General features: G+C 36.6%; 16 protein-coding genes. 5 read left to right on the top strand and 11 right to left on the bottom strand.

Annotation, left to right across the window (positions count from 1 at the left end):
- Nucleotides 1-86: 86 nt before the first annotated feature.
- Nucleotides 87-320, bottom strand: a complete 234-nt coding sequence (locus MM213_RS04540) for a hypothetical protein (protein ID WP_241410291.1) — start codon at nucleotides 318-320, stop codon at nucleotides 87-89.
- Nucleotides 321-1,004: 684 nt separating this feature from the next.
- Between MM213_RS04540 and MM213_RS04535 the strand changes: the two genes are divergently transcribed.
- From MM213_RS04535 to hemB, 4 genes are all read left to right on the top strand, one after another.
- Nucleotides 1,005-1,655 (top strand): HAD family hydrolase, encoded by a 651-nt coding sequence (locus tag MM213_RS04535; protein ID WP_241410290.1) that lies wholly within the window; start codon nucleotides 1,005-1,007, stop codon nucleotides 1,653-1,655.
- Between the two features lie 416 nt (nucleotides 1,656-2,071).
- The gene (locus tag MM213_RS04530; RefSeq protein ID WP_241410289.1) at nucleotides 2,072-3,283 is read left to right on the top strand and encodes a porin; all 1,212 of its coding nucleotides are present in this window, start codon (nucleotides 2,072-2,074) and stop codon (nucleotides 3,281-3,283) included.
- A gap of 192 nt (nucleotides 3,284-3,475) precedes the next feature.
- A complete protein-coding gene (locus tag MM213_RS04525; protein ID WP_241410288.1) occupies nucleotides 3,476-3,988 on the top strand; it encodes a TlpA family protein disulfide reductase in 513 nt (170 codons plus the stop codon).
- A gap of 29 nt (nucleotides 3,989-4,017) precedes the next feature.
- On the top strand, nucleotides 4,018-4,986 hold the full coding sequence (hemB, locus tag MM213_RS04520; RefSeq protein WP_241410287.1) for a porphobilinogen synthase: 969 nt from the start codon (nucleotides 4,018-4,020) through the stop codon (nucleotides 4,984-4,986).
- Between the two features lie 90 nt (nucleotides 4,987-5,076).
- Here hemB and rsmG read toward each other — a convergent pair whose 3' ends face one another.
- The 9 genes from rsmG to MM213_RS04475 form a co-directional block, all read right to left on the bottom strand.
- The gene (gene rsmG, locus MM213_RS04515) at nucleotides 5,077-5,709 is read right to left on the bottom strand and encodes a 16S rRNA (guanine(527)-N(7))-methyltransferase RsmG (protein WP_241410286.1); all 633 of its coding nucleotides are present in this window, start codon (nucleotides 5,707-5,709) and stop codon (nucleotides 5,077-5,079) included.
- 81 nt (nucleotides 5,710-5,790) lie between these two features.
- Nucleotides 5,791-7,134: a vanadium-dependent haloperoxidase gene (locus tag MM213_RS04510; RefSeq protein ID WP_241410285.1), complete on the bottom strand. Its 1,344-nt coding sequence runs from the start codon at nucleotides 7,132-7,134 to the stop codon at nucleotides 5,791-5,793.
- Between the two features lie 68 nt (nucleotides 7,135-7,202).
- Nucleotides 7,203-10,490: a VCBS repeat-containing protein gene (locus MM213_RS04505; RefSeq protein WP_241410284.1), complete on the bottom strand. Its 3,288-nt coding sequence runs from the start codon at nucleotides 10,488-10,490 to the stop codon at nucleotides 7,203-7,205.
- 63 nt (nucleotides 10,491-10,553) lie between these two features.
- Nucleotides 10,554-13,877 (bottom strand): VCBS repeat-containing protein, encoded by a 3,324-nt coding sequence (locus MM213_RS04500; protein ID WP_241410283.1) that lies wholly within the window; start codon nucleotides 13,875-13,877, stop codon nucleotides 10,554-10,556.
- Complete coding sequence (locus MM213_RS04495) at nucleotides 13,877-14,461, bottom strand: hypothetical protein (protein WP_241410282.1); 585 nt, start codon at nucleotides 14,459-14,461, stop codon at nucleotides 13,877-13,879. Before MM213_RS04495 ends, MM213_RS04500 begins: the two co-directional genes overlap by 1 nt.
- Nucleotides 14,462-14,465: 4 nt before the next feature.
- On the bottom strand, nucleotides 14,466-15,185 hold the full coding sequence (locus MM213_RS04490; RefSeq protein WP_241410281.1) for a hypothetical protein: 720 nt from the start codon (nucleotides 15,183-15,185) through the stop codon (nucleotides 14,466-14,468).
- A 22-nt stretch (nucleotides 15,186-15,207) separates the two neighbouring features.
- Nucleotides 15,208-17,697 carry a VCBS repeat-containing protein gene (locus tag MM213_RS04485; RefSeq protein WP_241410280.1) on the bottom strand — a complete coding sequence of 830 codons (2,490 nt, stop codon included), beginning with the start codon at nucleotides 17,695-17,697 and terminating at the stop codon, nucleotides 15,208-15,210.
- A gap of 185 nt (nucleotides 17,698-17,882) precedes the next feature.
- A complete protein-coding gene (locus MM213_RS04480) occupies nucleotides 17,883-19,382 on the bottom strand; it encodes a RagB/SusD family nutrient uptake outer membrane protein (protein WP_241410279.1) in 1,500 nt (499 codons plus the stop codon).
- Nucleotides 19,383-19,400: 18 nt separating this feature from the next.
- Complete coding sequence (locus tag MM213_RS04475; protein WP_241410278.1) at nucleotides 19,401-22,403, bottom strand: SusC/RagA family TonB-linked outer membrane protein; 3,003 nt, start codon at nucleotides 22,401-22,403, stop codon at nucleotides 19,401-19,403.
- Nucleotides 22,404-22,909: 506 nt separating this feature from the next.
- Here MM213_RS04475 and MM213_RS04470 point away from each other — a divergent pair.
- Nucleotides 22,910-25,552: a DUF5686 and carboxypeptidase regulatory-like domain-containing protein gene (locus tag MM213_RS04470; RefSeq protein WP_241410277.1), complete on the top strand. Its 2,643-nt coding sequence runs from the start codon at nucleotides 22,910-22,912 to the stop codon at nucleotides 25,550-25,552.
- Nucleotides 25,553-25,717: 165 nt separating this feature from the next.
- Here MM213_RS04470 and MM213_RS04465 read toward each other — a convergent pair whose 3' ends face one another.
- Nucleotides 25,718-26,572, bottom strand: coding sequence for an alpha/beta hydrolase (locus MM213_RS04465; protein ID WP_241410276.1), 855 nt, complete (start codon nucleotides 26,570-26,572; stop codon nucleotides 25,718-25,720).
- Between the last annotated feature and the right edge of the window lie 97 nt (nucleotides 26,573-26,669).

Below are 26,669 nucleotides of genomic sequence, written 5' to 3'. Positions count from 1 at the left end.
AGGGCAATTAACACATAATCTTATTTCAAATAAACATAAATGAAAAGAGGGTTAAAAATACAATAACCCTCTCCAATCCTTTAAAATTAGCATTCCTTCTTTTTTGCCCAAGCTGAAGGCTTACTATTATCAACAAATGTACATGATCCGCAAAAGCGTGTTTGTACACCAGGCATTTCAGAAATCCCATTCCAACAGTCTCCTCCTTCACCCCCTCCAGTAGTCTGAGCTTCCAAGTTAAAAGAGTGAATAAGCCCCACTCCCATAGTCATGACACTTGCTACCATAACTGCTTTTGCTAATCTGTTTTTCTTTTTCATAATTGTTTTGGTTTATGTTAATATTCAAAAATATTGTTTTTTTTTTTGAAAAACAAAAACTATTCTAAAAATTAATTACATAACGAAAGATTTATAATATTAAAAAAAGAAAATACATATTTTTACAAATAAAATTACTGAATTAATTTTCTAATACGAAAATATTATGTTCACAAAAATCCAGGTGGTAATATCTACTTTATCATATCAACCATTAAAAACCAATATTTTTATAATTATTAAATGATTAAAAATAACTAATACATTTAATTGATAAACTTAATTAATTATATCTCTACTATTTCAATAACCAACACACCCCAACCCTCATTATTAAAAGAAACTATTTGTAAGTTTAAAATCTTCAAACAAAAATATTTAACCACTACTCTCCCCTTCTTAATTTATAACAACAAGCAACATAGTGCTTGAAACCTATAAAACAATTAAAGCTAGAAGCAAATGTAAACTAAAACCTACTGTACACTCCTTCAATTAATTTTTTTGAAAACCTTACTTGGTTTTACTCATTTATTATTTACAGAAGTCTAAATACCTGTACAGGGTTAAAGGTCTTTCCAGCCTTCCTTTTCATCCTTCCTAATCGAATTACCTATATTTTATCTTGCCCTTCCGTTTGCAACTTCTACCTTTGCACCAAATTAAAACCAAACCTATTACCCCATGCAAAAAGCAATAATTTTCGATATGGACGGAGTGATCTGCCATACCAACCCTTTTCATTCTATGGCATTTAAATCATTTTTTGCCAAAAGAGATATGCAACCCACAGAAGGGGAATTTGCCGAGCACATGTATGGCAAAAGCAATTCATATATCATGAGTCATTTTTTTGGCAGAAAGATAGAAGGTGAAGAACTGCTTCAGCTGGAAGACGAAAAGGAGAGCCTATTTAGGGAAATCTATGCCGACAAGATCGATCCAATAGCTGGATACTTGGAATTCCTGGATAGCATCAAAGCAAAAAATATCTCAACCGGAGTAGCTACTTCCGCCCCTTTGGCAAACTTAGAATTGATAGCCAAGAAACTATCACTTCTAAATAAAATGGAATCTGTCTTGGCCAGTGAAAATGTCAGCAAGCATAAGCCTGACCCTGAAGTCTATCTCAAATCTGCAGATAACCTAAAAGTATCTCCCAAGAATTGCATTGTCTTCGAAGATTCCTTCTCCGGTGTAACAGCAGCTTTGAATGCTGGAATGAAGGTAGTAGGTGTACTCTCTTCACATACCAAAGATGAACTGCCTCCTTGCGATCTATACATCAATGATTACAAAAACCTCAAACTTGAGACAGTATTAAATTTATTTTAATTCTAAACTAGACTATAACTCAGTTCAAGGTTTTTTCAAATCCTTGAACTGAGTTATTTTACTTTTCACATCCCTACTTTCTTTCTAGTAAGCTATCATAATTTGAAATTTTCAATTCAACCTATGTACTGATAACTGATCAACTGATCCCTTAAAACCATTTTTTGCTTAACAATTTTTTGCCCTTAATTTAACATTTGAGTTTCCTTAACATTTTGATAACAATAGATACAAGTATAAAAATGGCATTTTAAATTGTTTTTCAAGCATTTGAATTCAAAAACAGACTTTCCACACTTTACTGCCAGAAATTCACATAACAAATAATTAATTTCTCCATCATCATAAAGAAATATTAGCTTCTCACCTTTGTGACGCTGTACAATACTTCTTATTATTAAACCCCATTTCTGGTTATGCGAATCAAAATCGCTATGGCTATCATCTTAGGATTGATGGTCTTCTCCAAGGATGTTTTTGCAAGGGACATTCCAAGAGACTCAACCGCAACAGAAGAGGTTCAACCAACTTTGAAAAAAAGCTGGTTTGAGTCGATTCAATTGCGCGGATATGCCCAATTGCGGTACAACCGATTATTAGAAACCAATCCCGACCTATCTTGTGATCAGTGTGATAAATCATGGGGAGATAATGGAGGTTTCTTTTTCCGAAGAATCAGGATGATCTTTTATGGACAAATCCATGAAAGGGTCTATTTCTATATCCAACCAGATTTTGCATCTGGAGGCAGTAATTTTGCCCAAATCAGGGATGCTTATTTTGATTTAGGCTTAGATCAAAAACAAGAGTTCCGATTGAGAATTGGGCAAAGCAAAGTGCCATTTGGTTTTGAAAACCTTCAATCCAGTCAAAACAGGATCCCACTTGACCGAAATGATGGGCTCAATTCTGCAGTAGCTAATGAACGTGACATTGGGGTGATGTTTTACTATGCGCCTTCAGTAATCAGAAAAAGGTTTAGCTATTTGGTATCGTCCGGACTCAAAGGATCTGGAGATTACGGAGTGTTTGGCTTGGGACTATACAATGGTCAAACTGCAAATCAACCTGACAAAAACAACTCGCTACATGTCGTATCAAGATTGACCTACCCTTTTGAATTGCCATCGGGACAAATCATAGAAACATCCTTCCAAGGCTATTCCGGAAAGTTTGTGATCAATAGAAATCCACTGACTGACTTCGATCAAACAGAATTTAGGGAATACAGGTATGGACCAAGTTTCATCCTATATCCTCAACCATTTGGAATCCAGGCTGAATTCAACTGGGGAAGAGGCCCAGAATATGATCCTGAAACAAACACTGTTAATGATGCACCATTGGAAGGCGGATATGTATTGGCATCCTATTATCTTCAAAAAGGGAAAGATATTTTTATTCCATTTACGAGATATCATTATTATAAAGGAGGGAAAAAGCACGAGCTTGATGCCACCAAACATAGAGTCAAAGAATTGGAAATCGGAGTAGAATGGCAGCCACACAAAAACTTCGAACTTGTGGCTATGTACACGATCTCAGACAGGACGTTTGAAGATTCATTGAATCCCGACAACAGACAAAAAGGTTCTTTGCTAAGGTTACAAGCACAAATCAATTTTTAACAATCCGATATCTGCTCGTAAAAAAGTATCTTCGTGGAATGAAAGTTGATTTCACCAGGAAGACACTTTTTCTTATTTTAAGAGAGTGATCATGATTTTGAAATTATAAGCTCCGAATTGATAAACTAAGCAATTAAAATTTTTATTTTAATACAAAGAGCATATATTTATTCCAACTAAATAAACATTCCTATGAAAGTCTTAGCAAGCATCCTTTTCTCACTTTTTGTTTTTATTAATCCAAATTCGACACATCCCATTGAGAGCTTCAAAGAAGATTTCAATAAATCTCTGAAAAACACCCAGATACCTGAGATAGCCCCAGGAGATGTAGCTGTTATCAATGTTTGGGCTACTTGGTGTGGACCTTGTATCAAGGAAATTCCAGAAATGAATGAAATAGTTGCTGAATACAAAGACAAAAATGTAAGATTTATTGCATTTTCGGATGAGACAGAAAACGTTTATGAAACTTTCCTGAAAAAAAGGAAAGATTTTCAGTTTGATTATGAAATGAGTTTTGGAAATAAGGCTGCGACTACGATACTTAAAGCCTTGGATAAAAGTGATTACAAGGGCAGAGCTATTCCATTACATGTATTGATTGATAAAAACGGAGAAGTTGCAGAAGTTTTTATAGGTGCTTCACCAATGAATATCCAAAAAATCAAAAGCTTTTTGGAAGCGAATGCTTCTGCGGAATAATGTTAACTTTGCCTCAAAATTCACTTGATATGCAAAGAAGACCAAGAAGAAACAGAAAGTCCCAAGCAATCAGAAATATGGTGGAAGAAACTAGGCTTTCTGTCAAAGACTTTATTTTCCCAATGTTTTTGATCGATGGTATCAACCAAAAGATTGAGGTAGCCTCCATGCCAGGGATTTATAGGTATTCTTTGGATTTGATGTTGAAAGAAATCGAGGAATGTGTAAATCTTGGTATTATGGCATTTGATATTTTCCCTGCATATCCTGAGAGCAAAAAAGATCGATTTGCTACAGAAAGCCACAGTTCAGAAACTTTTTATCTCAAAGCAATTCATAAAATCAAGAGCACCTTCCCCGATATCGTGGTGATGACGGATGTTGCTATGGATCCTTATAGCTCTGACGGACATGATGGATTGGTGGAAAATGGAAAAATCCTCAATGATGAAACTTTGGAGATTTTGGGAAAAATGTCTTTGGCCCAAGCCCAAGCTGGAGCAGATATTCTAGGACCATCTGACATGATGGATGGGCGAGTTGGTTTCATCAGAAGTGTCTTGGATGAAAATGGCTACACTGATGTCTCCATCATGTCCTACACTGCCAAGTATGCTTCTGCATTTTACGGTCCTTTCCGTGACGCATTGGATTCGGCACCGAAATCTGGAGATAAGAAAACCTATCAAATGGATGCTGCCAATTACTATGAAGCTTTGATAGAAGCTGACTTGGACACAGAGGAAGGAGCAGATTTCCTAATGGTAAAACCTGCCTTGGCTTATTTGGATGTAATTCGACTTTTGAAAGACAATTCCAATTTACCAATAGCAGCATACAATGTCAGTGGAGAATATGCCATGATCAAAGCCTCAGCAGAAAAGGGCTGGTTGGATGGTGAACGCGCGATGTTAGAATCTTTGCTAAGCATCAAACGCGCTGGAGCAAATGTGATTTTGAGTTATTTTGCGAAGGAGTTTGCCTTATTGGAAAAATAAAAATGTAATAAAATCCTAAATTGTAACAAAAAATCCGCCACGCCATGATCAACCATGTATGGCGGATTTATTTTTTTCTAAGACCTGAAATTATCTTTTCCCTTCCCATGGAACATAGACGACCTTCTTGGTATCAAAAAATTCTTCTTCAAAATAATCGCTAAGATGATAGGTAACATATCCTACATTTCTTTCTTCCATCTCTTCATCTACATCACCGCCTTTGAGCAAAAATATTCCATTTTGAAATTCGTTGAAGTCTTCTTTCTTGAATTTCCCTTTGACCCAAGGAAAAAAATTGGCGAATCGCGTCACCGCTCGGCTTACTACAAAGTCATATCGCCTGACCAAAGTCTCGGCTCTTACTTGTTGGGCTTCGACATTCGACAATTTAAGCTTTTTGGCAACATCTTTAACAACACTAATTTTCTTCCCAATTGAATCTACCAAATGGAAATGTGTTTCTGGGAAAAGAATCGCCAAAGGAATGCCTGGAAAACCTCCACCTGTTCCTATATCCAAAACTTTTGTGCCTGGCTGAAACTTCATCACTTTAGCAATTGACATCGCATGAAGCACATGTCTTTCATAAAAAAATTCCGTATCCTTTCTGCTTATCACATTGATTTTTTCGTTCCAATCAGCATATAAATCTTGCAATTGAGCCAATTGATCTATTTGATTTGCACTAAGGTCAGGGAAATATTTTAAGATAATATCCATTTGTTAATTTGATTTATAAAGCACAAAAATAGGCTGAATCTTATAAAATCCAGCCTATTATATCTTTTTGATATTGAGAAATTATTTTTCTGCCAATTTCCCATTCTTAGTCTCAATTTTCCCAACGAGATATTGTCCGATTTTTTTTCCTTTAGAAGCGCCATTTACTATTGCTGGCATGTAATGAATCCCACCATAAAGCCTGCTTATGGCAGCTTCATCGGCTGCTATTCTAAATGATTCAAACTCTCTGATAGGAAGTCCATAAGCAACCTCCGTAGAATCTACAAAGTGAAAGCCATCACCAAATAAGCTTGTCAAAGTCTCTGCCGCGGCATTGCTTATCACACTGTGGCCACTTGTGTACTCTGGGAAAGGTGGGGTTTGTAGGATAGGCAGCCATTCCTCATCTATATATTTGTTTATGTATGTTTCTGGCCTGATCAAAACGCTTCTATACTTTTCATCCCAACAAGCTATAAAGCCATCAAACAATGCAATTGAGGTTTTTGCCAAAGTTTCAGCTGCACCTATCCAGTCTTGATTTGCTGTTTTGGAAGAAATTGCGGCTATCCCCATCCAATGCCCTCCAGGCGTTATTTTTTTCTCTGCAAACATGACGTGTCCTTTGACATTTACTTTGTAAGGATTACAATCCCAGAAGAAAGCAATATCGCTTTGTTCTTTGGTCAAATTCTTCACAACATTGAATACCTCCTCTGCTTCTCTGAAAAAATCACTTCCAGGCTTTGAGTCAAAAGCAGTGGCAGGTTCGGATTTAAATTGGCTTGGACTCTCCAAAACAAATGGTCTGATCTTATTCCAATGTGGTTCTATCCCTTCCATATACATTGGAGGAGTAGGTTGCCAAGAGTTTGGATCACTACTGATGGTGTATTTTTCAAAAGACCTGCTTTGATGATAGTTGTCTTTCTTGGAATAGGCGATGACATAGTCTGCTACCTTTTCTCCAAATGCAACAGATCCTTCAAAAACATCATTCGGAATCCCTTTGGATTTAAGCTCTTTGAATGCTGCATTCTTGTGGTCACGCATCATATCTTCTGAAAAAATCAAAGTAGTTCCTACTTTATAATATGCCGCCAAAGAGGCCAATGGAAGATAAACATCCTCCGTAACCTCAAAATCAACTTTTTCAAAGGCATTCAATTGCCCCATCAAAGTTTTGTACTCACCGTTTCCAGCTAATACAGCTACCTCGTAGGCTGCTATGGCAGGATAAGCATAAATCCGGCTAGCTACAGGTGGGGAAAAAATATCGTGAATAATAATTTCAGTCAATTTGTCTTGAGCTGCAATCTGATAAGAACCGTCAGTAATCACATTTTGATAATCTTTTGGCTGGCAACCTACTCCAAAAGCAAAAATCACAAGCAAAACAAATAACCTTTTCAACATCCTCATTTTCAGAATTTCAATAAATATTTTCAAAATTAACAAATACTTACCAGAGTGGCAAAATTGCAATTTCCCTAATTGTTCAAATTAACTTTTAGCAATAAAGGCTTAGCATTGTTTCTCAGTGCTAAAAGGTGAGGCTTCCCCTGTATTGATATTGGTTTTATACATCGGTACTCTCCTTTTATTAAATCAAAATCCAAGTTCAAATCTTGTATTTTTATCTGACCTTCTTCATATACAAAATGTATCATAGGCATCGCATCGGCCTTTCCCAAATCATTCCTAAATCCATAAAACCCACCTATTGCCAATATATGTATAGCCCCGTTTTTTTCCCAAGTATAAAAATCCTTTAGCGGGGAAAATTGACCTTTTACGGGAAATGGTACAAACTTATAATTTCCATTTTCATCTTTTTTCAATAACCCTGACAGCAAGTTCTCAACTTTGTATTTGGCTGCATCATGTAGCAGAGACTTATCAAATAAATCATCTGGCTTTTTGATTTGTGCATATTCTACATAGCTTGAATGCTTCTTTTTTATAGAAGGAATCTGCTTGATCAAATCATCACGTGAGGCAAATGGAACTAGCTTTTCTCCCATGTAATGAAAAATGACGGGATCTTCCTGTTCATTGCCATCAAAATCATAATGATACAGCCAAAGAGGCCTTTCTGTACTTGCTTTCAATTTGCTGTTCAAACCTAAGTTTCCGATTAGTAAAATTGGATCAGAGTTAGATTCAAAAACCGAAATTGTATTGAAAAACCCAGCTCTTTCAGCATCTTCCCCAATGAAGGTTTGCCCAAAAAACAGATCCTCATTTTGCTTAAAAACCTTGATATCAGCCCACTCCCCTACCATTACAAGCTCTTTTTTCTGATCTCCATCTATATCAACCCAGATAGCCTTTTGTAGCATTCCTGTGTGAAAATCATTACCAAAAAACTGTCGAGTCCCATCTTTGAAACTCCCTTTGCCATCATTGATCAAAAGATAGCTATATGGCTTGGCTCCATAGTTTCCAGTGACAACAGAGGCTGTAATAAATAGGTCAGGTGCACCATCTCCATTCACATCATGAAAAGCGATTGAGGAAGTGTTTTCTCCAATAGGGGGGAGAGAATTTGGGGAAAACTGCAGATTTCCACTCCCATCATTGAGGTAGACTCGGTCAAAATTAAAAATATGTTGTTGTGGATTTTCATTCCCTCCGCTGCCAACATACAGGTCCAAAAAACCATCCCCATTCAAATCAATAAACTCTGCGACCACATCCTCCCCAGGTTTTAGCATTTCGAATACCGGATTTTCTTGAGCTACAAATGTACCATTGGCTTGTTGTATGTACAATGCAGAAGCTTGCCCTTTTGCCCCACCCACATAAAAGTCATCCAGTCCATCATTGTTAATATCGCCTATTGCTAAAGCAGGCCCTTCTGTGGAGTATTTTCTTGGAATTAAATATTCCCTTCGAGTGTCATCAAACTCTACATTCTCTTCATGTCTCCAGTTTATTCCCAAATCAACTACTCTAAATGCCGGCTCCGTAACTTTTTGAATGTATGTGAAGTCTTTCCCTTTCCCCTTTTCAATAATCAATCTTTTGTTAACTTCATTTTCATAGAAAATCTCTTTGTCTTTGGCATTCCAAACTACCATAACAGAATCAATTTTACTTCTATTTCCCAAACCAAAAGTCAAAGTGGTGGATGAACCAGATTGAAAACCTCTAGATGTGCTTAGCAGTTGATGAAAAATTTCACCTTGAGAAAACACAGTCACACCTGCACCAATACCAAACAAATTGCTTTTTTCACCCTTTAGATCTAATTGGACAAAGTTGTTTTTTAGGATTTGCTGAGAATTGTTTTTGTAAATAAAAGCATGATCATTGATATTATTGATAACCAAATCCAATGCACCATCATTGTTCAAATCTGCATACGCTGAGCCTGAAGAATAGGAAATGTGATCTAAACCCCATACCTCCGACACATTTGTAAAATCCAAAGCCCCACCATTTCTGAATGAATAATTTGAGAGCTTCATGGTTGGGAGCAACTCTATCAATCTATTAAACACCTCTTCTTCAGACAAATTTGGATCTTTTGATTGACTGTATTGCACGAAATCCAGGTCATTTGGTCTCTTTACAATTCCGTTTGTGATATGAATATCTTTGAATCCGTCATTGTCCATATCAAAAATCAAAGGAGACCAACTCCAATCGGTAGCAAAAGTATTTGTCAAAAGACCAATTTCAGCAAAGCGTTGATTCCCTTGATTCAGCTGAAGGTGATTTCTAACATACTGATCACCATAGCCGAATTTCTTCTTAATATCATATACCTCCTGCTTATCCTCACCAATCGATTTCATCCAAATCACAGGATCCTCCGGCAACATATCCGTAGTAAAAATATCTGGTAGGCCATCATTATTGATATCATTGATATCATTGCCCATGCTATACCTACTCGTATGGCTGATAAATTCACTTAAAGACTCCTTAAAGGTCCCATCTCCCTGATTGATATAAAGATAATCATCCTCGGTAAAGTCATTTGAAACATAAATATCCAGCCAGCCATCGCCATTGACATCTCCGATGCCTACTCCTAGACCAAAACCAAGACTACTTGACAAAATGCCCGCGTCTTCTGTAGCTTCCATCATTCTCATCTCCCCCTGAGACACCAAGCTTTTAAACAATTTATCTCCTCCCTTTTCATCTTGATCGGAAAATTTTGTGTCTGCATGGGTGAACACCTCAGGTTTTTTGATCGAATGATTCAATAAATACAAATCCAAGTCCCCATCTTGATCGTAGTCAAAAAACAATGCATGCGTAGAGAAACCCGTAAAATCAACACCAAATTCCGCACCTTTTTCTGAAAAAGTCAGATCTCCATTATTGATGTAAAGTTTGTTTTTACCCGAAATCCCCTTGTAATCTCCGACCTGACAAACATAGATATCCAGCAGACCATCACCATCTATATCCGCCATAGTCACCCCTGTAGACCAACCTCCATCCCCCACCACACCTGCAGACTCGGTGATATCTATGAATTGAAAATCTCCTTTGTTAAGATAAAGCTTATTTCCCCCTTGATTTGATGTGAAATAAATATCTACCAAACCATCATTATTGATATCGCCAATTGCTATTCCACCACCATTATAAAAATACAAGTATTCAAGGATATTCAATTGATCAGAAGAGACCAAATCATTCCTGAAATCTATGCCAGTTTGTGATATAGGAAGTAGAGAGAATAGCTTTATTTCTTCTTCCTTTTTCAAACAAGAAAACAATCCCAAAAGAACTAAACCTACTATATATTTATTCATCCAATCTTATGCTTTCAAATAATTATTTGACCACCTACTCACCAATAACTTAATTACTGATTACTAAAAAGACCACCACTCCAAAGGCTTATTGTTCTTCACAACCATCAACATTCTTTGCCCTTTGATATTTACTTCGTGCAAATTTCTAATATCACCTTCGAGCTTCAAACCATGAGTTCTGTTTTCCAAATATTCAAAAGTACCATCACCTTTCCCAATCATTACTTCTCCGTAGCTAGCATCATATTGACCTGCTTCTGGCTTGGCACCTTCTAAATTTCCTGCCATGATGATATCTTGAATGCCGTCGCCATTAATATCCGTCACAAGAGCCGCAAACATCCATGATCTTTGAGCTTTTCTAGGCAAGGGCTTTACTTCAAACCTACCTTCCCCTAGATTCATCATTACGGCAGAAGCTGCAAAATTGAATTCTTGAACTACAGATTTTGCCAATACTTCCGCTCCAAAAATATCTTCGATACTCTCTCTATTATAACTACTATATTTAAGATATTTTTTCTTAACAGATGGGATTTGTTTTTCAAGTTCGTGTTTTAGAATATAAGGAATATGCTTTTCTTCAATTTTTTTGGTATGGATTTGCTCGACACTTCCATTCTGATCAAAATCATTCACAAACATTCTTATTGGAGAATCGCTAGAAGGCTTAAACCTACTATTTAAACCATGATTCCCAAGTACGAAATCAGGTAGCCCATCATTATTAAAATCTCCGATTTCTATCGTTCTGTACCAGCCTTTATAAGCTTGAAATTCTGGCATTTCTATCTTCTCCAATTTACCTCCTGTATTTTTGAATAAAGTGGGAGCCATCCATTCACCTACCAGAATCAAATCATCTCTACCATCCCCATCATAATCTATCAATGCTGCGTCCGTCACTAGTCCAATCTCATTAAGTTCTGGAGCAAAACGGGATGTTTCATCCTTGAAATTACCACTTCCATCATTGATTAGAATAAAACTGCTTGCATTGACACCATAGACAAAAGGAATAAGTCTACCTCCCACAAACAAATCCAAATACCCATCACCATTGATATCCAACACTTTGACGACAGAGGTGCTATGCCTCAAGGTTTCCAACCCATTACTCTCTGCTTTAGTAAAAACACCTTTACCATTATTTATATAAAGCCTATCTGCCAATTCAGAAACTCCAAATGCGGCTTCGTTACTTCCGGAAGTCACCAACAGATCCAAGAATCCATTTCCATTGGCATCAAAAAAAACAGCGTCAGTATCTTCAGAAACCTTATCATTTTCAAAAGCCTTTTGATTGGATTGGACAAATGTGCCCTTGGAAGTTTGAATAAATAATTGCCCTGCGAAACCTTTTGCTCCCCCAAGAAATACATCTTCCAATCCATCACCATTCACATCCCCGAAAGTTGCTTTTGGCCCTTCAGTGGAGAGTTTGTGGTAAGTCAATCTGTCTCTATCAAAGTCCACAAATTGGTTCTCAACATGTACAAAATCCAAGATGTTATTTTTCTCTATTTTTTCGAACTTGGAAAGATTTGGTATTTCGAAAAAATCAAACCCCTCCGGGTTTTCTTCGGCGTTGCCCCATGTCAAGGTCAATAACTGATTAGCTGTGATTTCTTTCAAAATGGACACTTTACCATCAGGCCACCTTACCTGAATTTCATCTAATTTATCCACATTGCCTAGCCCAAAGGTTATCTTAGGATCTACAGAAGACTGAAACCCTCTATTAGGCATATGCTCTTGATAAAAAATTTTATCTCCTGATTTGAGTCGTATCTGCGTACCAATTGCTGATGTGTTTCCAAGTTTGCCCTCTAGTTTTATCTGGAGAAAGTTATTCTGCGGAAAAAACTCCCTACTTCTATTTTTATAGATAATGGCAACTTGATTGACATTATTGATAACCAAATCTAGAGCTCCATCATTATTTAGGTCTCCATAAGCCGAACCATTAGAATGAATAGGCTCCCCCATTCCCCATTCATGAATTACATTTGTAAATTGTAGCTCGCCTTTATTTTGAAAAGCATAATTAGAAACTGGGTTAATGGGAATTGGGTCTACAAGTGCATGATAATCGACGCCTTGCTGTGTGATTATCTTTCGCTTAGTATCTTCATTATCTATAAAATTCAAGTAATCGAGATCTGTGATATCCTGATAGATTCCATTCGCCACAAAAATATCTTTGTGACCATCATTATCCATATCAAAAAACAGTGCCGCCCAGCTCCAATCTGTTGCTTCCACATTGGAAAACCTTCCCATATCACTAAAACTACCATCTCCATTATTGACATGAAGCATATTTCGATTGAATTGGTAATGATATCCATACTGAAGGTTAAATTGAAATTTATCCCAGCTTTCAAATGTCGTCACCTGCTTCAGACGGTCTAAAGGCTCAGGAAGCATATCAGTTACAAAAATATCCAAAAAACCATTATTATTTATATCTGCTATATCAGCCCCCATAGAAGCTGCACTTGTCGAACGCATATAGCTTTCTAGGGATTCTGTGAAGGTTCCATCTTGATTATTGATATATAGGTAATCCTTTTCAAAAAAATCATTTGAAATAAAAATATCCATCCATCCATCTTGATTGACATCACCTATGGTAATCCCCAATCCAAAACCAATCAAACTACCATAAATCCCAGCTTCTTCACTGACATCTATAAATCTCCCGCCTTCGTTTCTAAACAATTTATCTCCACCTACAGAATCCCTTTTGGGCCTCTCGTTTTGCATCTTATTGAAGCTGCCTATTGCGGTATAGCTGTTGTTTAGCAAATACATATCTAAATCCCCATCATTGTCATAATCAAAAAATACGGCGTGTGTAGAGTAGCCTTGATCTGCCAAACCATACACTTCAGCCGATTCTGTGAATGTCCCGTCACCATTGTTGATAAATAGCTCGTTTTGCTTGTTATCCCCTGCCAAATCTCCTGAATTACAAACATAAATGTCCAAAAAGCCATCTCCATTCACATCCGCCATGGCTACACCTGTACTCCATGCTCTATTTCCCGCAACTCCAGCAATATCTGTGATGTCTTTGAATTTGAAATCACCTTCATTTAGATACAATTTGTTGTCACCTTGATTGGAGGTGAAATAAATATCTAAAAGTCCATCATTGTTGATATCACCCAAAGCAACACCTCCTCCATTATAGAAATTTCTATAGGTGAAAATATTAAACGCATCATCAAATTTCAGATTATTGCTAAATGTAACTCCTGAACTTGAAGATGGAATTGATTCGAACAAAGTGTCCTTCTCTTGCTCTTTTTTGTCGCAAGAAAAAAACATAGAAAGTCCAGATATTAATAATACAGAAATGTGGTTATGAAATTTCATTAAGCAATGTCTTTAATATCCTTTATCCTTAAATCCAAAATATCTACCCTCACGGCACTTAAGCTTTTTATATATACTCTAACCATCCTATTCCCATCTATTTTCACCATTGCAAAAGTACCTTTTGAATCTTCTACCTTAAAAAACCCTTTGCCATAAAGCTCCTCAAAATAACCAACAACATCTTCCAATAAATTTTGAGAGCTAAAATCTGGATTTGTGGGGAACCATCCGCTATATTGAAACTCAACTGGCATATAAAAAATCTTCCCATTTTCAAACTCAGGATAGAAAAACATACTTGCTGTTTTTCCAGATGGCAAACTTGGTTTGAATTCTACCATTAAAGAATGAGCTCCTTGCATAAGGATACCCTCTTTATTCATTTCCCAACAGGTACTGTAAAAATCTTTTCTTTCCATGCCAAATTTTAGTCCTAAAAATAATTCTTCCTCTACTCTTCCCGAGCTTAACTCTTTTTGTTTTACTTTTTCATATTCAGTCTTTCTTTCGCACGAAGAGAAAAGAATTATAATCAAAACAACAACCAATAGTCTAAATTTCATATCAATATTTTTTTCCACTTATTCAACTTCCTTTTTCAAAAACAACAATATCACAATTGTTTCTCACTACCAAATACTTGAAACCATCTACCCCTCTTAACTTCTTTATATCGCGTATTTCTCCATCTACAAACAACCCTGATTTTTCAGAGGATACAAGTTGAGGTATATGACCACCGTCACTCTTCAAATACCAACCATAACTCCCCATATTAATCCCTAGTTCAGGTTTTATCTTTGAAAGATTACCACCCAATATAATCTCCCAATTTTTCAGAGTATCTTTTTCTGCAAACACAGTAAATACCGGACTGGATTGAACTAATGAGGGAAGTTCAGAATGTCTATAAGTACCTTTACCATCATTTATGTATAGTTGACTTTCTAAAATCTGCGTTTTCAAAACTAGAGAGTTATCAAGTACATCTTGAGAAAACAACGTTTCCAAGGTTTTATTTTTGTAAGCATCATAATTCAATAATTGCTTCCTTAAATATGGCAACTGCTTTAGCAAAGGCCCCTTTAATACTAAGGGAAATGAAGAATCTCCTTCATATTGAGTTAAGATTTGTTCCACACTTCCATTTTGATCGAAATCATTCACATATAGTTGTAAAGGTTTTTCTATGGAGGCCTTCATCCTAGTGTTGAGCCCCATATTGCCGACTATAAAATCAAGTTTCCCATCATTATTTATATCCAACACTTGGATGGTATTCCATAGGCCATGAGTATTGGTCAAACCGAATTTTTCCGAAAAATCTTCATATTTCCCATTTATTTTTTTTAAAATATTTGATTGGCATCCACTCTCCCACAAGGATGATTTCTGACTCCCCATCTCCATCAAAATCTGCTATTGCAGCATCTCTTGTCATACCAATTTTCAAAAACACTTCTGCTACTGCAATAGTAACATCTTCAAAATATCCATTTCCGTCATTTTCCAAAATCCTCACATCCATGGGTAACCCATAGGCAAAGGGAATCGATCTCCCCCCAACCAACAAATCCAGATGCCCATCACCATTGTAGTCAAATACTTTTACAAAAGATGTACTCTCGGGCCTTGTTGGAATTTTGTCAGGAGACTTCGTAAACTTCCCCTTTCCATCATTGATGTAAATTCTATCCTGATAATTTGAATTGCCCAAGCCAAACTCAACACTTCCTGATGCAACATACAAATCCAAATGACCATCGCCATTGGCATCAAAAAACAATGCTTCTACATCTTCGGAAAGTTGATCTTCAGTAAACTCCTGAGTCATTGCAAAACTACCATCCCACGATTGCTTCCAAATCGAAGTTGCTTGTCCTTTAGCTCCTGGCAAGACAATATCATCCAGTCCATCACCATCTATATCGCCAACTCCGATTTTTGGCCCTTCATTGCTGATCATCCAAAACCTAAGCCTATCTCTGTCAAAATCCACATAATCACTTTCCTGATGCTTCCAAGGAATTTGATTTTTGGATTTTTTCAAGATTGGGCTTTGAGCGATAAAAGTTGGAGTCAAACTCTTAGGCGAAGCATTATCAGAAGACGTTACCAACAACTGATTTACTTCTACACTTTTCAGCAAAGTGATTTTAGAGTTTGGCCACTCAATCAAAATAGAATCTATCAAGTCTATTTGCCCTAGTCCAAAATGCATTCTGTGATCCACAGATGACATGTATCCTTTGACAGGATTATGCTCTCCGTAGAAAGTTTCGGATCCAGAATACAAGGAGACCTTAGCTCCAAAATTTCCGTTAAGATCTATTTGTAAGTAGTTGTTTTTGTTAATTATGTTGCTGTTATTTCTAAAAATAGAGGCCTCACCATTCAGGTTATTGATCACCAAATCCAAATCTCCATCGTTATCTAAGTCTGCATAAGCTGCCCCTGTAGAAAAGGTCAGTTGATTCATACCCGAAATAGCTGCAATATCCTCAAAAACAAATTCTCCTTTATTTCGAAACATAAAGTTTTGCTGTGGAACCGAAGGGAATTCATCAATCATTTTTGTTAGTAGAATAGAATCCTTCTTGTATTGGGATATCAAGTTCTGATTGTTCACATAATAATCAACATAATCAAAGTCTGTCAAATCTTTAACTATACCATTGGCGACAAAAATATCCCTCAAACCATCATTGTCCACATCAAAAATCAAAGCACCCCAGCTCCAGTCCGTTGCGTGCACGCCTGCTTGCCTTGCTACTTCTACGAAATGGACTTCATCCGAATCAGGTTTGAAACCCATATTTCTTTGTAAAGTATTTCTAGTAAATTGATGAAAATACCCAGCTTTAACATTTGCCTGATATTTATCCCATTCTTCAAAGGGAGTTTTGGTTTTGACCCGTTCCAAATCTGAGGGGAGCATTTCAGTAACAAAAATATCTGGCCAGCCATTATTGTTAAGGTCAGCGATATCCGCACCCATTGACCCCATGCTAATCTCTGACATCATACTTTCCAAATTTTCTGAAAAAGTACCATCACCATTGTTGATGTACAAATAATCTTTTTCAAAAAAATCATTAGAGACATACAAATCAGGCCATCCATCTCTATTTACATCAGATACTGTCACACCTAGACCATAACCTATTGTACTACCATAGATCCCTGCCTCTTCACTAACATCATGGTATTTCCCATTGTCATTGCGATAAAGCTTGTTACCACCCAAAGGATCCCTTACCTCTCTCTGTCCTAACCTCAGATCATTGATCCCAATAGATCTTGCCGAATTATTGAGCAAGTACATATCTAAGTCCCCGTCTTTATCAAAGTCAAAAAACACTGCATGTTGGGAAAGCCCTTCATCTGCCAAACCATATTCCTTGGACATCTCTGTAAATGTCAGGTCTCCATTATTTATAAAAAGTTCATTATGTCTTTGCTCACCACCAAGTGGCCCTGATTTACAAATATAAATATCTAAATAACCATCCCCATTGACATCGGCCATACTAACGCCTGTTGACCAAATCCCAGACACAGCCAAACCTGCCATTTCTGTAATATCTTCAAATTGAAAATTCCCCTTATTTAAATATAACTTATTCTCAACTTGGTTTCCCGTAAAAAAAATATCTACTAAGCCATCATTGTTGATATCTCCAAGTGCTACTCCACCTCCATTATAAAAATTCCTGAAAGTATAAGGATTGAATTGTTCTGTATAGCTCAACTCATTTTTGAAATTCACACCAGTATGAGACTTATCCATTAGTTCAAAAAGTAGTGGTTCTTCCATTTTTTCAGAACAAGAAAATGAGAGAAAAAAAAGAAACAAGGAATAAATTTGTACGGATGTAGTTTTCACTGAGAAGATTCGAATTAATTACAGATATATCCTCCTGCAGGATAAATGTACTAGCTTATAATTAAAAAGAAGTGTGCAAATGCACACTTCTTTAAAAAAACATATAGGATTTAAATTTAGTATCCAGGATTTTGAGTCAATCTCACATTTCCTTGAATCTTACTTAAAGGAATTGGGAAGACATTCCTTGTAGCAGGGGAGTTTGGTTTTTCCCACCAAGGAGATCCAAATCTATTGAATCTAATCAAATCAGATCTTCTCCAACCTTCTGCAAACAATTCTCTACCTCTTTCTTCCAATAAGCTATCCATTGTCAAAGTTGTAAAAGGATCTACACCTGCTCTCTGCCTCACTTGATTTACTAAGACCAAAGCCCCAGCTGCATTTCCTTGTCTCAAAAGCACCTCAGCTTTCATCAACAATGCATCAGCATATCTAAATACAGGGAAATCATTATTTAAATTAGACTGTGATCCAATAGGAATCTCAAATTTATTAACTCTTGCACCTGCTTGTCTAAAAGCATTTGGCTCCAACTGATTGATATTAGGAGTGAAATTAATATCAACACCGTCAGGATCACCATCAAAACCAGCATCATCCCTTAGGACAGTAACCCCATCAGATGCAAATTGAAGTCCTACCAAGAAGTTGTTTTTTCTCAAATCATCATCTTCATAGCTATTGTAGAATTCTTCTAAAGCTGCATATCCATTCCAAGGTTGTTCTACAAGTTCAAAAGTTTTTTGTGACTCGTAATGAAATGTCATATGGTGAATATTAAATCCAGGAGCATTGTTTGCATCAAAAGGTAACGTAAACATGTTCTCAGAAGAGTTACTATTAGCTGCAGAGAAGTTTGCAAAGTAATTTGGAGTCAAGCTATAAGGACCTTCATTGATAATAAAATCAAGCATCGCATTAGCTTCTGTCCATTTTGGCTGACCAATATACACTTCTGCATTCAAATAAAGCTTAGCAAGTATCATGTGTGCATTCCAATAATTGAAATTGGATCTTCTATTGTCTCTTGTCAACAGATCTGCATTCTCCAAAACACTAGTCTCAATAAAGTTAAACAACTCTTCTCTTGAAGAACTTGGAGGATTTGCATCGGTGGTTGTTTCAATTACCAATGGCACTCCACCACCAAAATTATCCAAAAGAACCAAATAACAGAACGCTCTTAAGACCTTCATTTCTGCTGACAATTCTACGACATCAGGAAACTGTTGGATCAAAGAATTAGTTTCTGCAATTACCCTAAAAGGCACATCCCAAATACCATTCAATCCGCCATCATCAATATTCCAAGTATGTCTATGAGCTCTCACCCAAATCCCTCCATCATTCCAGTCACCACCCTTTACAGGTATGGAGAGTTCATCAGAAGATATCTCTTGATAACTGTAGAACCCACCGTGAGAACCCCAGCTGCCATCATTCAATAGCCTACTGTAAGCAGATTGTTTCAGTACTTCTGCCAATTCAGGCGGAGCTTCGTTCAATAGTCTTTCCTGAGTCACCCCTGTCAAGACTTCCTGCTCCAACTCACATGAAATCATCGTCAAACCGACAATTCCCCCTACACATATTGCTTTTATATTTCGTAACATAGTATAAATCAGTTTATGTTATTTAAATGTTATTGTTAATCCAGTTGTCCATATTCTAGGTACAAAGTAAGTGCTTCTTCTTTCAATACCTGGCGCCAATTGGTCTGGGTTCATTGGGTCTAGTGTATCAGTCCACCTAACTTCTGGATCTACACCCGTGAAATTTGTGATAGTAAATAGATTCTGTACACCAGCATAGAATCTAAGGTTAGAAATGGCACTCGACCTAGTAGGTACATTGTAACCAATCTGTAAGTTATCCAGTCTTAGGAAATCACCTCTCTCAATGTAGAAATCTGAAATCTGCTCTGGAGCATTTGAAATCACTGGATTTGTAGGAGTGTTTTTTGTAATTACAGAGTTCCAAGTAGCATTTCCGTCACCTTCATAAAACAATCTGAAAGAGTTCAACATTTGATGCCCCCAAGACCCTCTCAACAAGAAGTTCATATCCCAGTTTTTGTAGTTAAACTGATTGGTAAAACCAAAGTCTCCCGTTGGCAAAGCATTTCCTAGCCTTTCGAATTCGTTTGGTGTAGTAGTAGAAAGTACAGCTGTACCATCAGACTCTATACTTACCAATCTTGGCCCATAGATATCACCTACGCGTTGACCTTCTATGTTTCTGATTACATCAGAATTGTTTACCCCTGGAGCACCAGGAATACCTCTTCTGATTTCAGGAAGAGTAAGTCCACCAGTACCTATATCTTGTATTCTAGCTCTTTTATACACAGTGAAAACGGCTGTTGGAGTCCAAGTAAAACCATTTCCTAGGTTAATGTTATTTGCAGTCATCAAGAACTCAAAGCCAGAACTATTCAATCCAGCAATGTTAGCCCAGATAGAACCAGCTGTATAATTTGGCTGAGAACCTCCTGGATTAAAAGGATTAGGCTGCCCAACATTTACACCTACGTTGAACAATAGATCTTCGATATTTCTTCTGTAATAGTCCATGCTACCTGTGATCTTACCATCAAACAAAGCATAGTCTAATCCAAATGTCAATTCTCTTGTTGTTTCCCATTTCAAGAATTGATTAGGGTTAGTAGTTTGTAATGGAGCAACCCAAGCAGTATTGATGTCATTTGCATCAAGTAAGATTCTATTTCCATTAAGGAAGATACTTTGAGCCAAATTCGGTGAAGGAGGTAACTGCCCAACAATACCAAAGGAACCTCTCAATTTGAATTGATTAAATGGTCCCATGTCAAAAATCTGTGACAAATCAGCACCTGCTGAAAAAGCAGGGAAGTAACCTGTTTGATTTTGAGCTCCAAAACCTGAATATGTTTCTGCTCTTAAAGTTGCAGAGAAGAAATATATGTTTCTAAAGTTAAAATTAGCACGACCAAACACAGAGTTCAAAGTAGACTTGGCTGCATTGCTATAGATGTTGGTATTATTACCAAATCTAATCCCCGCAGCACCAAGATTGTTCCAGCTTTGATCATATAAGAATTGTCTTACTTGAGCTCCAAAAGCTCTTTCTTCGAAAAGCTGTGTCTCTACACCACCCAACACTGACATATTCAAACCATCAAAAATCTCCTTTTCATATCTCAAATTACCAGAGATGACAGTATTTATTCTATCATAAGTGTTTTGTTGTGCTATACCATTGTTATTTCTACCACCATTTGGCGCTCCATCTAATCTAGACAGATACTGTCCGTTCAGTGTGTTTAAAATATCTTGGGAAAATTGTGCCGAGACAATCAAATCATCTGTGATATCATACTCTGCTCTGTAAGAATATAAAGCGTTTCTTACTTTAGTTTGATTTGTTCTCGTATTGATCAATGCAACTGGATTGTTATTATCAAATCCTGTTGGCTGAAAATACCCCCCATTCAATAATCCTTCTGGAGAATTGTCAAAAACAGGCATGGTTGGATTCAAAATTGTAGCAAACAATAATGCATCTCCTGGTATATCATTTGCCTCTGTATCTGTAAATGCAAGGTTTACATTCATTCTCAGCCTATTGTTTAAAGCTCCATGAGAAAGGTTTAATCTTGTATTTAATGTTTCTCTTCCAGAATTCTTAACGATACCTTGATTGCTTCTGTAATTGACAGATGCGAAATAAGATGTGTTTTCAAAACCTCCTGAAAGTGATGCATTTGTTGTTCCATTCAATGCAGTTCTCAATATTTCATCTCTCCAATTAGTATTATTACCAAAATCGGATGATTCAGGTCTTCTAGCACGGAATTCATCTGGTGACAACACTGGAATAAGGTTGGTAGCTTGTTCCGCTGATCCAAATGTATTTATGGTGACATTTGAGAATCCTTTCTTAGTACTTCCTTTTTTGGTAGTAATCAAAATCACACCCGACGCACCTCTTGTACCATAAATAGCGGCAGCAGAAGCATCTTTCAACACATCGATTGACTCAATGTCATTAGGATCTACAGCATCTATTGATGCACCAATCACACCATCCAAAACAACTAGCGGAGATGAATTCGCTCCAAACGAGGAAATCCCACGTAACCTAACTGTAGGCTGCGCATTAGGTGATCCACCAGGAGTTGAAATGTTCAATCCAGCGACCTTCCCTGTCAACAATGACTGTGGATTTGGAAAGTTACCTTTATTGAACCCTTCAGAACTTATACTAGCTACTGAACTTGTGATTTCCTTTTTATCTTGTGTACCATAACCAATTACTACGGCCTCCTGAAGAGATTGAATATCCTCATCTAGCTCTACATTGATTACACTTTGGTTACCAATGGTAATCTCTTGTGCACTAAAGCCTACAAAAGAAAACACCAATACTTGATCTCCTGGTTGAAGAGGAATGGTAAATTTCCCATCTAAGTCAGTGTTTGTTCCTCTGGTCGTTCCTTTGACCAATACTGTTACTCCAGGAAGGGGATCACCCATGGTTTTATCCAGGACTGTGCCTGAAACCTCCCTGCTTTGTGCGTTTGCCGATACTACAGCTGCAAAAAGCATTGCTGTAACCATCAGAAAAACTTTCATTTTTTGTAAATAATTTCTCATAGGGTTTGTTGTTTTGAAAAAAACGGTTTTCGGTTTAATAGTTAATTTCTCATCCAAGTTGAACGTTTAATTTTAATTTTGCAATTTTTAACAAACGCACAATGAGCCATTTGTAAAATCACGTGTTAACAGAATAAAGGTATTTTTTGCTAATCATCAACTTAAGCACACTTTTATTGATTAATCAGCAACCGAAAACGATTGAATTTTTCGAATAGTTAAAATTTTCGGATTTTATTATAAATGTGAAAAAAAAGGCTTTTTGAGTTTTGTCAGTCTTTACATTTTATCAAAATCAGCCTTCAATTACTTGAAACTGAATTTTACCAAATATTATATTGAATAATATTATATCGAAGAATCTTATGAAGAAAAAGTAGATTTTTATATAAAAACACACAAAAAACCTGATCAAGACTAAACCGTTAATTTTTGCAAAAACTTACCTGATAAGAAAAGCGTTTGATAAAAATGTTTTACTTTTCACATGCATAAATTTGAACGAGATGGTGAAATCAATAGATACTTTAAAGTTTTTTCTATTTTTTATCTTGATATGTGTCTTTGATAATAGCAAAGCTCAAGGTATTAGAGGTAAAGTAAACTCAGACTTAGGGGAACCTCTATCATATGCTTCTGTATATATAAGGAATCTTGGTGATGGGGTTCCCACCAATCAAAATGGAGAATACGAATACAAACTCAAACCAGGCTATTATGATATTGTGGTACAGTATCTAGGATACGCTGCTGTAGTACAAACAGTAGAGGTAAAAACTGAATGGGTTGAATTGAATTTTGAACTTCAGCAACAAACCTACGCCCTTCAGGAAGTTACTGTAAATAGTAAGGCTGAGGACCCTGCTCTTACTGTAATGAGAAAAGCTATTTCTAAAGCAAAATATCATAGACTACAAGTTCAAGAGTATAGTATGATGGTATATCTCAAAGGCACAGGGCAACTTACCAATGCTCCATTTTTTATAAAAAAACAATTAGAAAAAGAAGGTTTGAAACTCAATGAAGCATATACAACCGAATCTGTTTCTGAAATAACCTTCAAACAACCAAACACTATTGAAGAAAAAGTAATCAGTATCAGAACTAATGGAGAAAACAACCAAACATCCCCTGCCCCATACCTTGCTACAAGTTTTTATAATGAAAAAATCAATGAAGCGATTTCCCCTTTAGCACCTGCTGCATTTGCTTATTACAGATTTAGGCTTGAAGGCTCATTTGTTGAAAATGGCAATACGATCAATAAAATAAGAGTCACTCCACGATCTAGAGGAGAAAAGGTGTTTGAGGGAGTTATATTCATAATCGAAGACCTTTGGGCTATCCATAGCCTAGACCTAAAAACATCTCTCCTTGGCTTTGAGATCAATGCAAGACAACTGTATACTGAAGTTGCAGAAAATGTTTGGATGCCCACAACACACACTTATACTTTTGGAGGCAAATTCTTTGGCTTTGCAGGTGAATACAAATACCTCGCTTCGACAAGGGATTATAAAGTTCAATTAAATCCAGACCTTATTGTTGAAACAACCATTATTGATGAAAAAATCGAAGACATCCCGCAAGAGCGAGGTACTTTCGACAAAAATCTTTCAGCCTTGGATCAAATGGCTCAGGCAGACAAAATGACTCGAAAAGACTTTCGAAAGCTCATAAACGAATATGAAAAAGAAGCTGAGAAGGAAAGAGAAAACGTAGAGGTAATATCAAACAGGTCCTATAAGATAGATAGTTTAGCCAAAAAAAGAGATTTGAGCTATTGGGACAGTATCAGACCTGTAAAACTCACTCAAGCAGAAATAAGAGGCTACAAAAGAGATGACAGTGTGGCCGTAATTGAGGCTGCCAAGATCAGTGAAAATGATACCATCATTAAAAAGGCAAGGAGAAAATTCAACGCTACGGACATCATATCTGGAGGCACCTATAATTTTGGCAGGGGAAGATCAGCAGGTTTCAAGCCAAACATCTCCAAACTTTCATTCAATACAGTAGAAGGTTATAAAATGGGCTTAGCGGGTTTTTACAGAATAAGTAAAAGCACCAAAATGGCTGACAGTGTCACAAACCATGTTAAATCTTGGTATTTTGAGCCAGTGGTTAGATATGGATTCTCAAGTAAGCAATTTTATAGTGCAATGGATATCAGGCATTCTGTAAACAAAGGAAGACCCGGATACACTTTGGGTCTAAAAGGAGGTTCCTATATTTTTCAATACAACGCTGACAATCCTATCAACGAACAAGTCAATGCATTGTATTCCATTTTGCTAAGACAAAACTATATGAAACTATATGAGCAGGATTTTGCTACACTCTATTTTGCAAATAGGAAAAATGATGCCATCACCTACAGAACCAACCTGACATATGCCAACAGAAGAACCTTGGATAACAACAGCAATTTTAGCCTTTACAATAAGCCCGAAAGAGAATACACTGAAAACATTCCAGAAAACGTTGAGGCTTCAGCAAATGCTTTTGACAACCATAGGGCACTAATTTGGAACAGTAGTTTTGATTGGAGGCCTGGGGTTAAGTATGAAGTTAGGAATGGACGAAAATCTCCAATATACACTACAGCCCCTTTGTTAAAATTCTCATACACAAAAGGGATTAAAACCGGAAACTTCCAAGATCAAGCAGACTTTGATCTGGCTGAAATTGGACTTGAGCATTTCTTCAATTTTGGAGTCAGTGGAAAACTTGACTTCAACCTAAGGGCAGGCTCATTCTTAAACAACAACCAAGTCTATTTTCAAGACTTTGTGCATTTTGGAGGCAATAGAACCATATTTGCCAACATGGGCGTTGCATCAAACTATAGATTTATGGATTATTATAGATACAGCTCCCAATCAGACTATGTGAGCGGAATCGTCCATTATCAATTCAGAAAATTTTTACTTACTCAATTACCTATGCTTAGGTTCTCTGGTGTGAGAGAAAACGTTTTCTTCAATTATCTAAAAACAGCCAATTCTCCACATTATTGGGAAGTCGGTTATTCTTTGGACAATTTATTCAGGATTTTCAGACTTGAAATGGGCGCAGGATTTGAAAATAACCGTTATGAAAGAGGTGGAGTGAGATTGGGAATTGCTAGTTTTATCAATATAAATTGAAATTGATGAAAATTGGAAATTGGAAAAGTAATCAAACACAAACTTCAGCTAAATGTCTTTTTATGAGTATTTGAATAAGTGGACATGGATCATAAACAACCATATTTGGCAAGACTTTTTTTCTTCAACGGAAGATTAAGGCCATATGTGCAAATTTCATTTTCATCAATTAGCTAAAATGAAATCCTCAATCCAATTGTATGCTTTGTTTGGAGAATATAGAAATTGGATAATCATTGGTGCATGTTTCTTATTCTCTTGAAGGTGAAAATCAGGCTTGGGATTTATCTTTTTGTACGCTTCCAAAAATCTATCGGTAGTCTGTTTTATACTCGTCAATGTTTCTCCACCCATCATTATCATCATCGGTGGATCATTTTTATCCAAAAAATAAATCGGTGAAGTAGCTTTCCAAACTTCGGGATCATCAGTAAATGTCTTTAGGTATTTTGTTCCTGGAGCATATTTCTTTTCTTTCAAAAACCAATACATATCCAAACCCGCTGCATCAATAAGAATAGTCCCCCTGATTGGATTATCGATCTCTAAATCATCAAAATAATTATTTTTTACAGAAATCAAGCTTGCCAAATGCCCCCCTGCAGAATGACCTGAAACAAAAATCCTTTCCGGATCCCCTCCAAATGCTTGGATATTTTCATGTGTCCATTTCACAGCTTGAGCCGATGCAAGAGCCATTTCGCAAACTTGATATTCGGGACTGAGCGGATAATCAATTATTACCGCCACAATTCCTTTTCTCGCCAGCCTAGAACCAAAAAAACTATAAATTTCTTTTTTCCCAGAATCCCAGCTTCCTCCATGGATAAAGATCAAGACGGGATTTTTTCCATTAGCTTTTTTTGGAGCAAATACATTCAGTTGCTTTTCCGGAAGCTTTTCAAATGACTCTTTTTTCAAATATGTTATGTCTTTTGTTCTATTGACCGTCTTGAAAGAACAGGAAAAAGAAACAAGTGTGAGAAATAGGATCACTATAGTAAATTTGAAATATTTCATCGCAGCAAATTTATAGCATATACGAAAGAAGTAATCAATTGAAGCACTATATGATTTATTTAAAAAAAGAACCTAATTAAAAGTCTATATATCAAGT

Origin of the sequence: Belliella alkalica (assembly GCF_022549785.1) — a bacterium.
Taxonomy (GTDB): domain Bacteria; phylum Bacteroidota; class Bacteroidia; order Cytophagales; family Cyclobacteriaceae; genus Belliella; species Belliella alkalica.
This window is presented reverse-complemented; position numbering and strand designations above follow the sequence as displayed.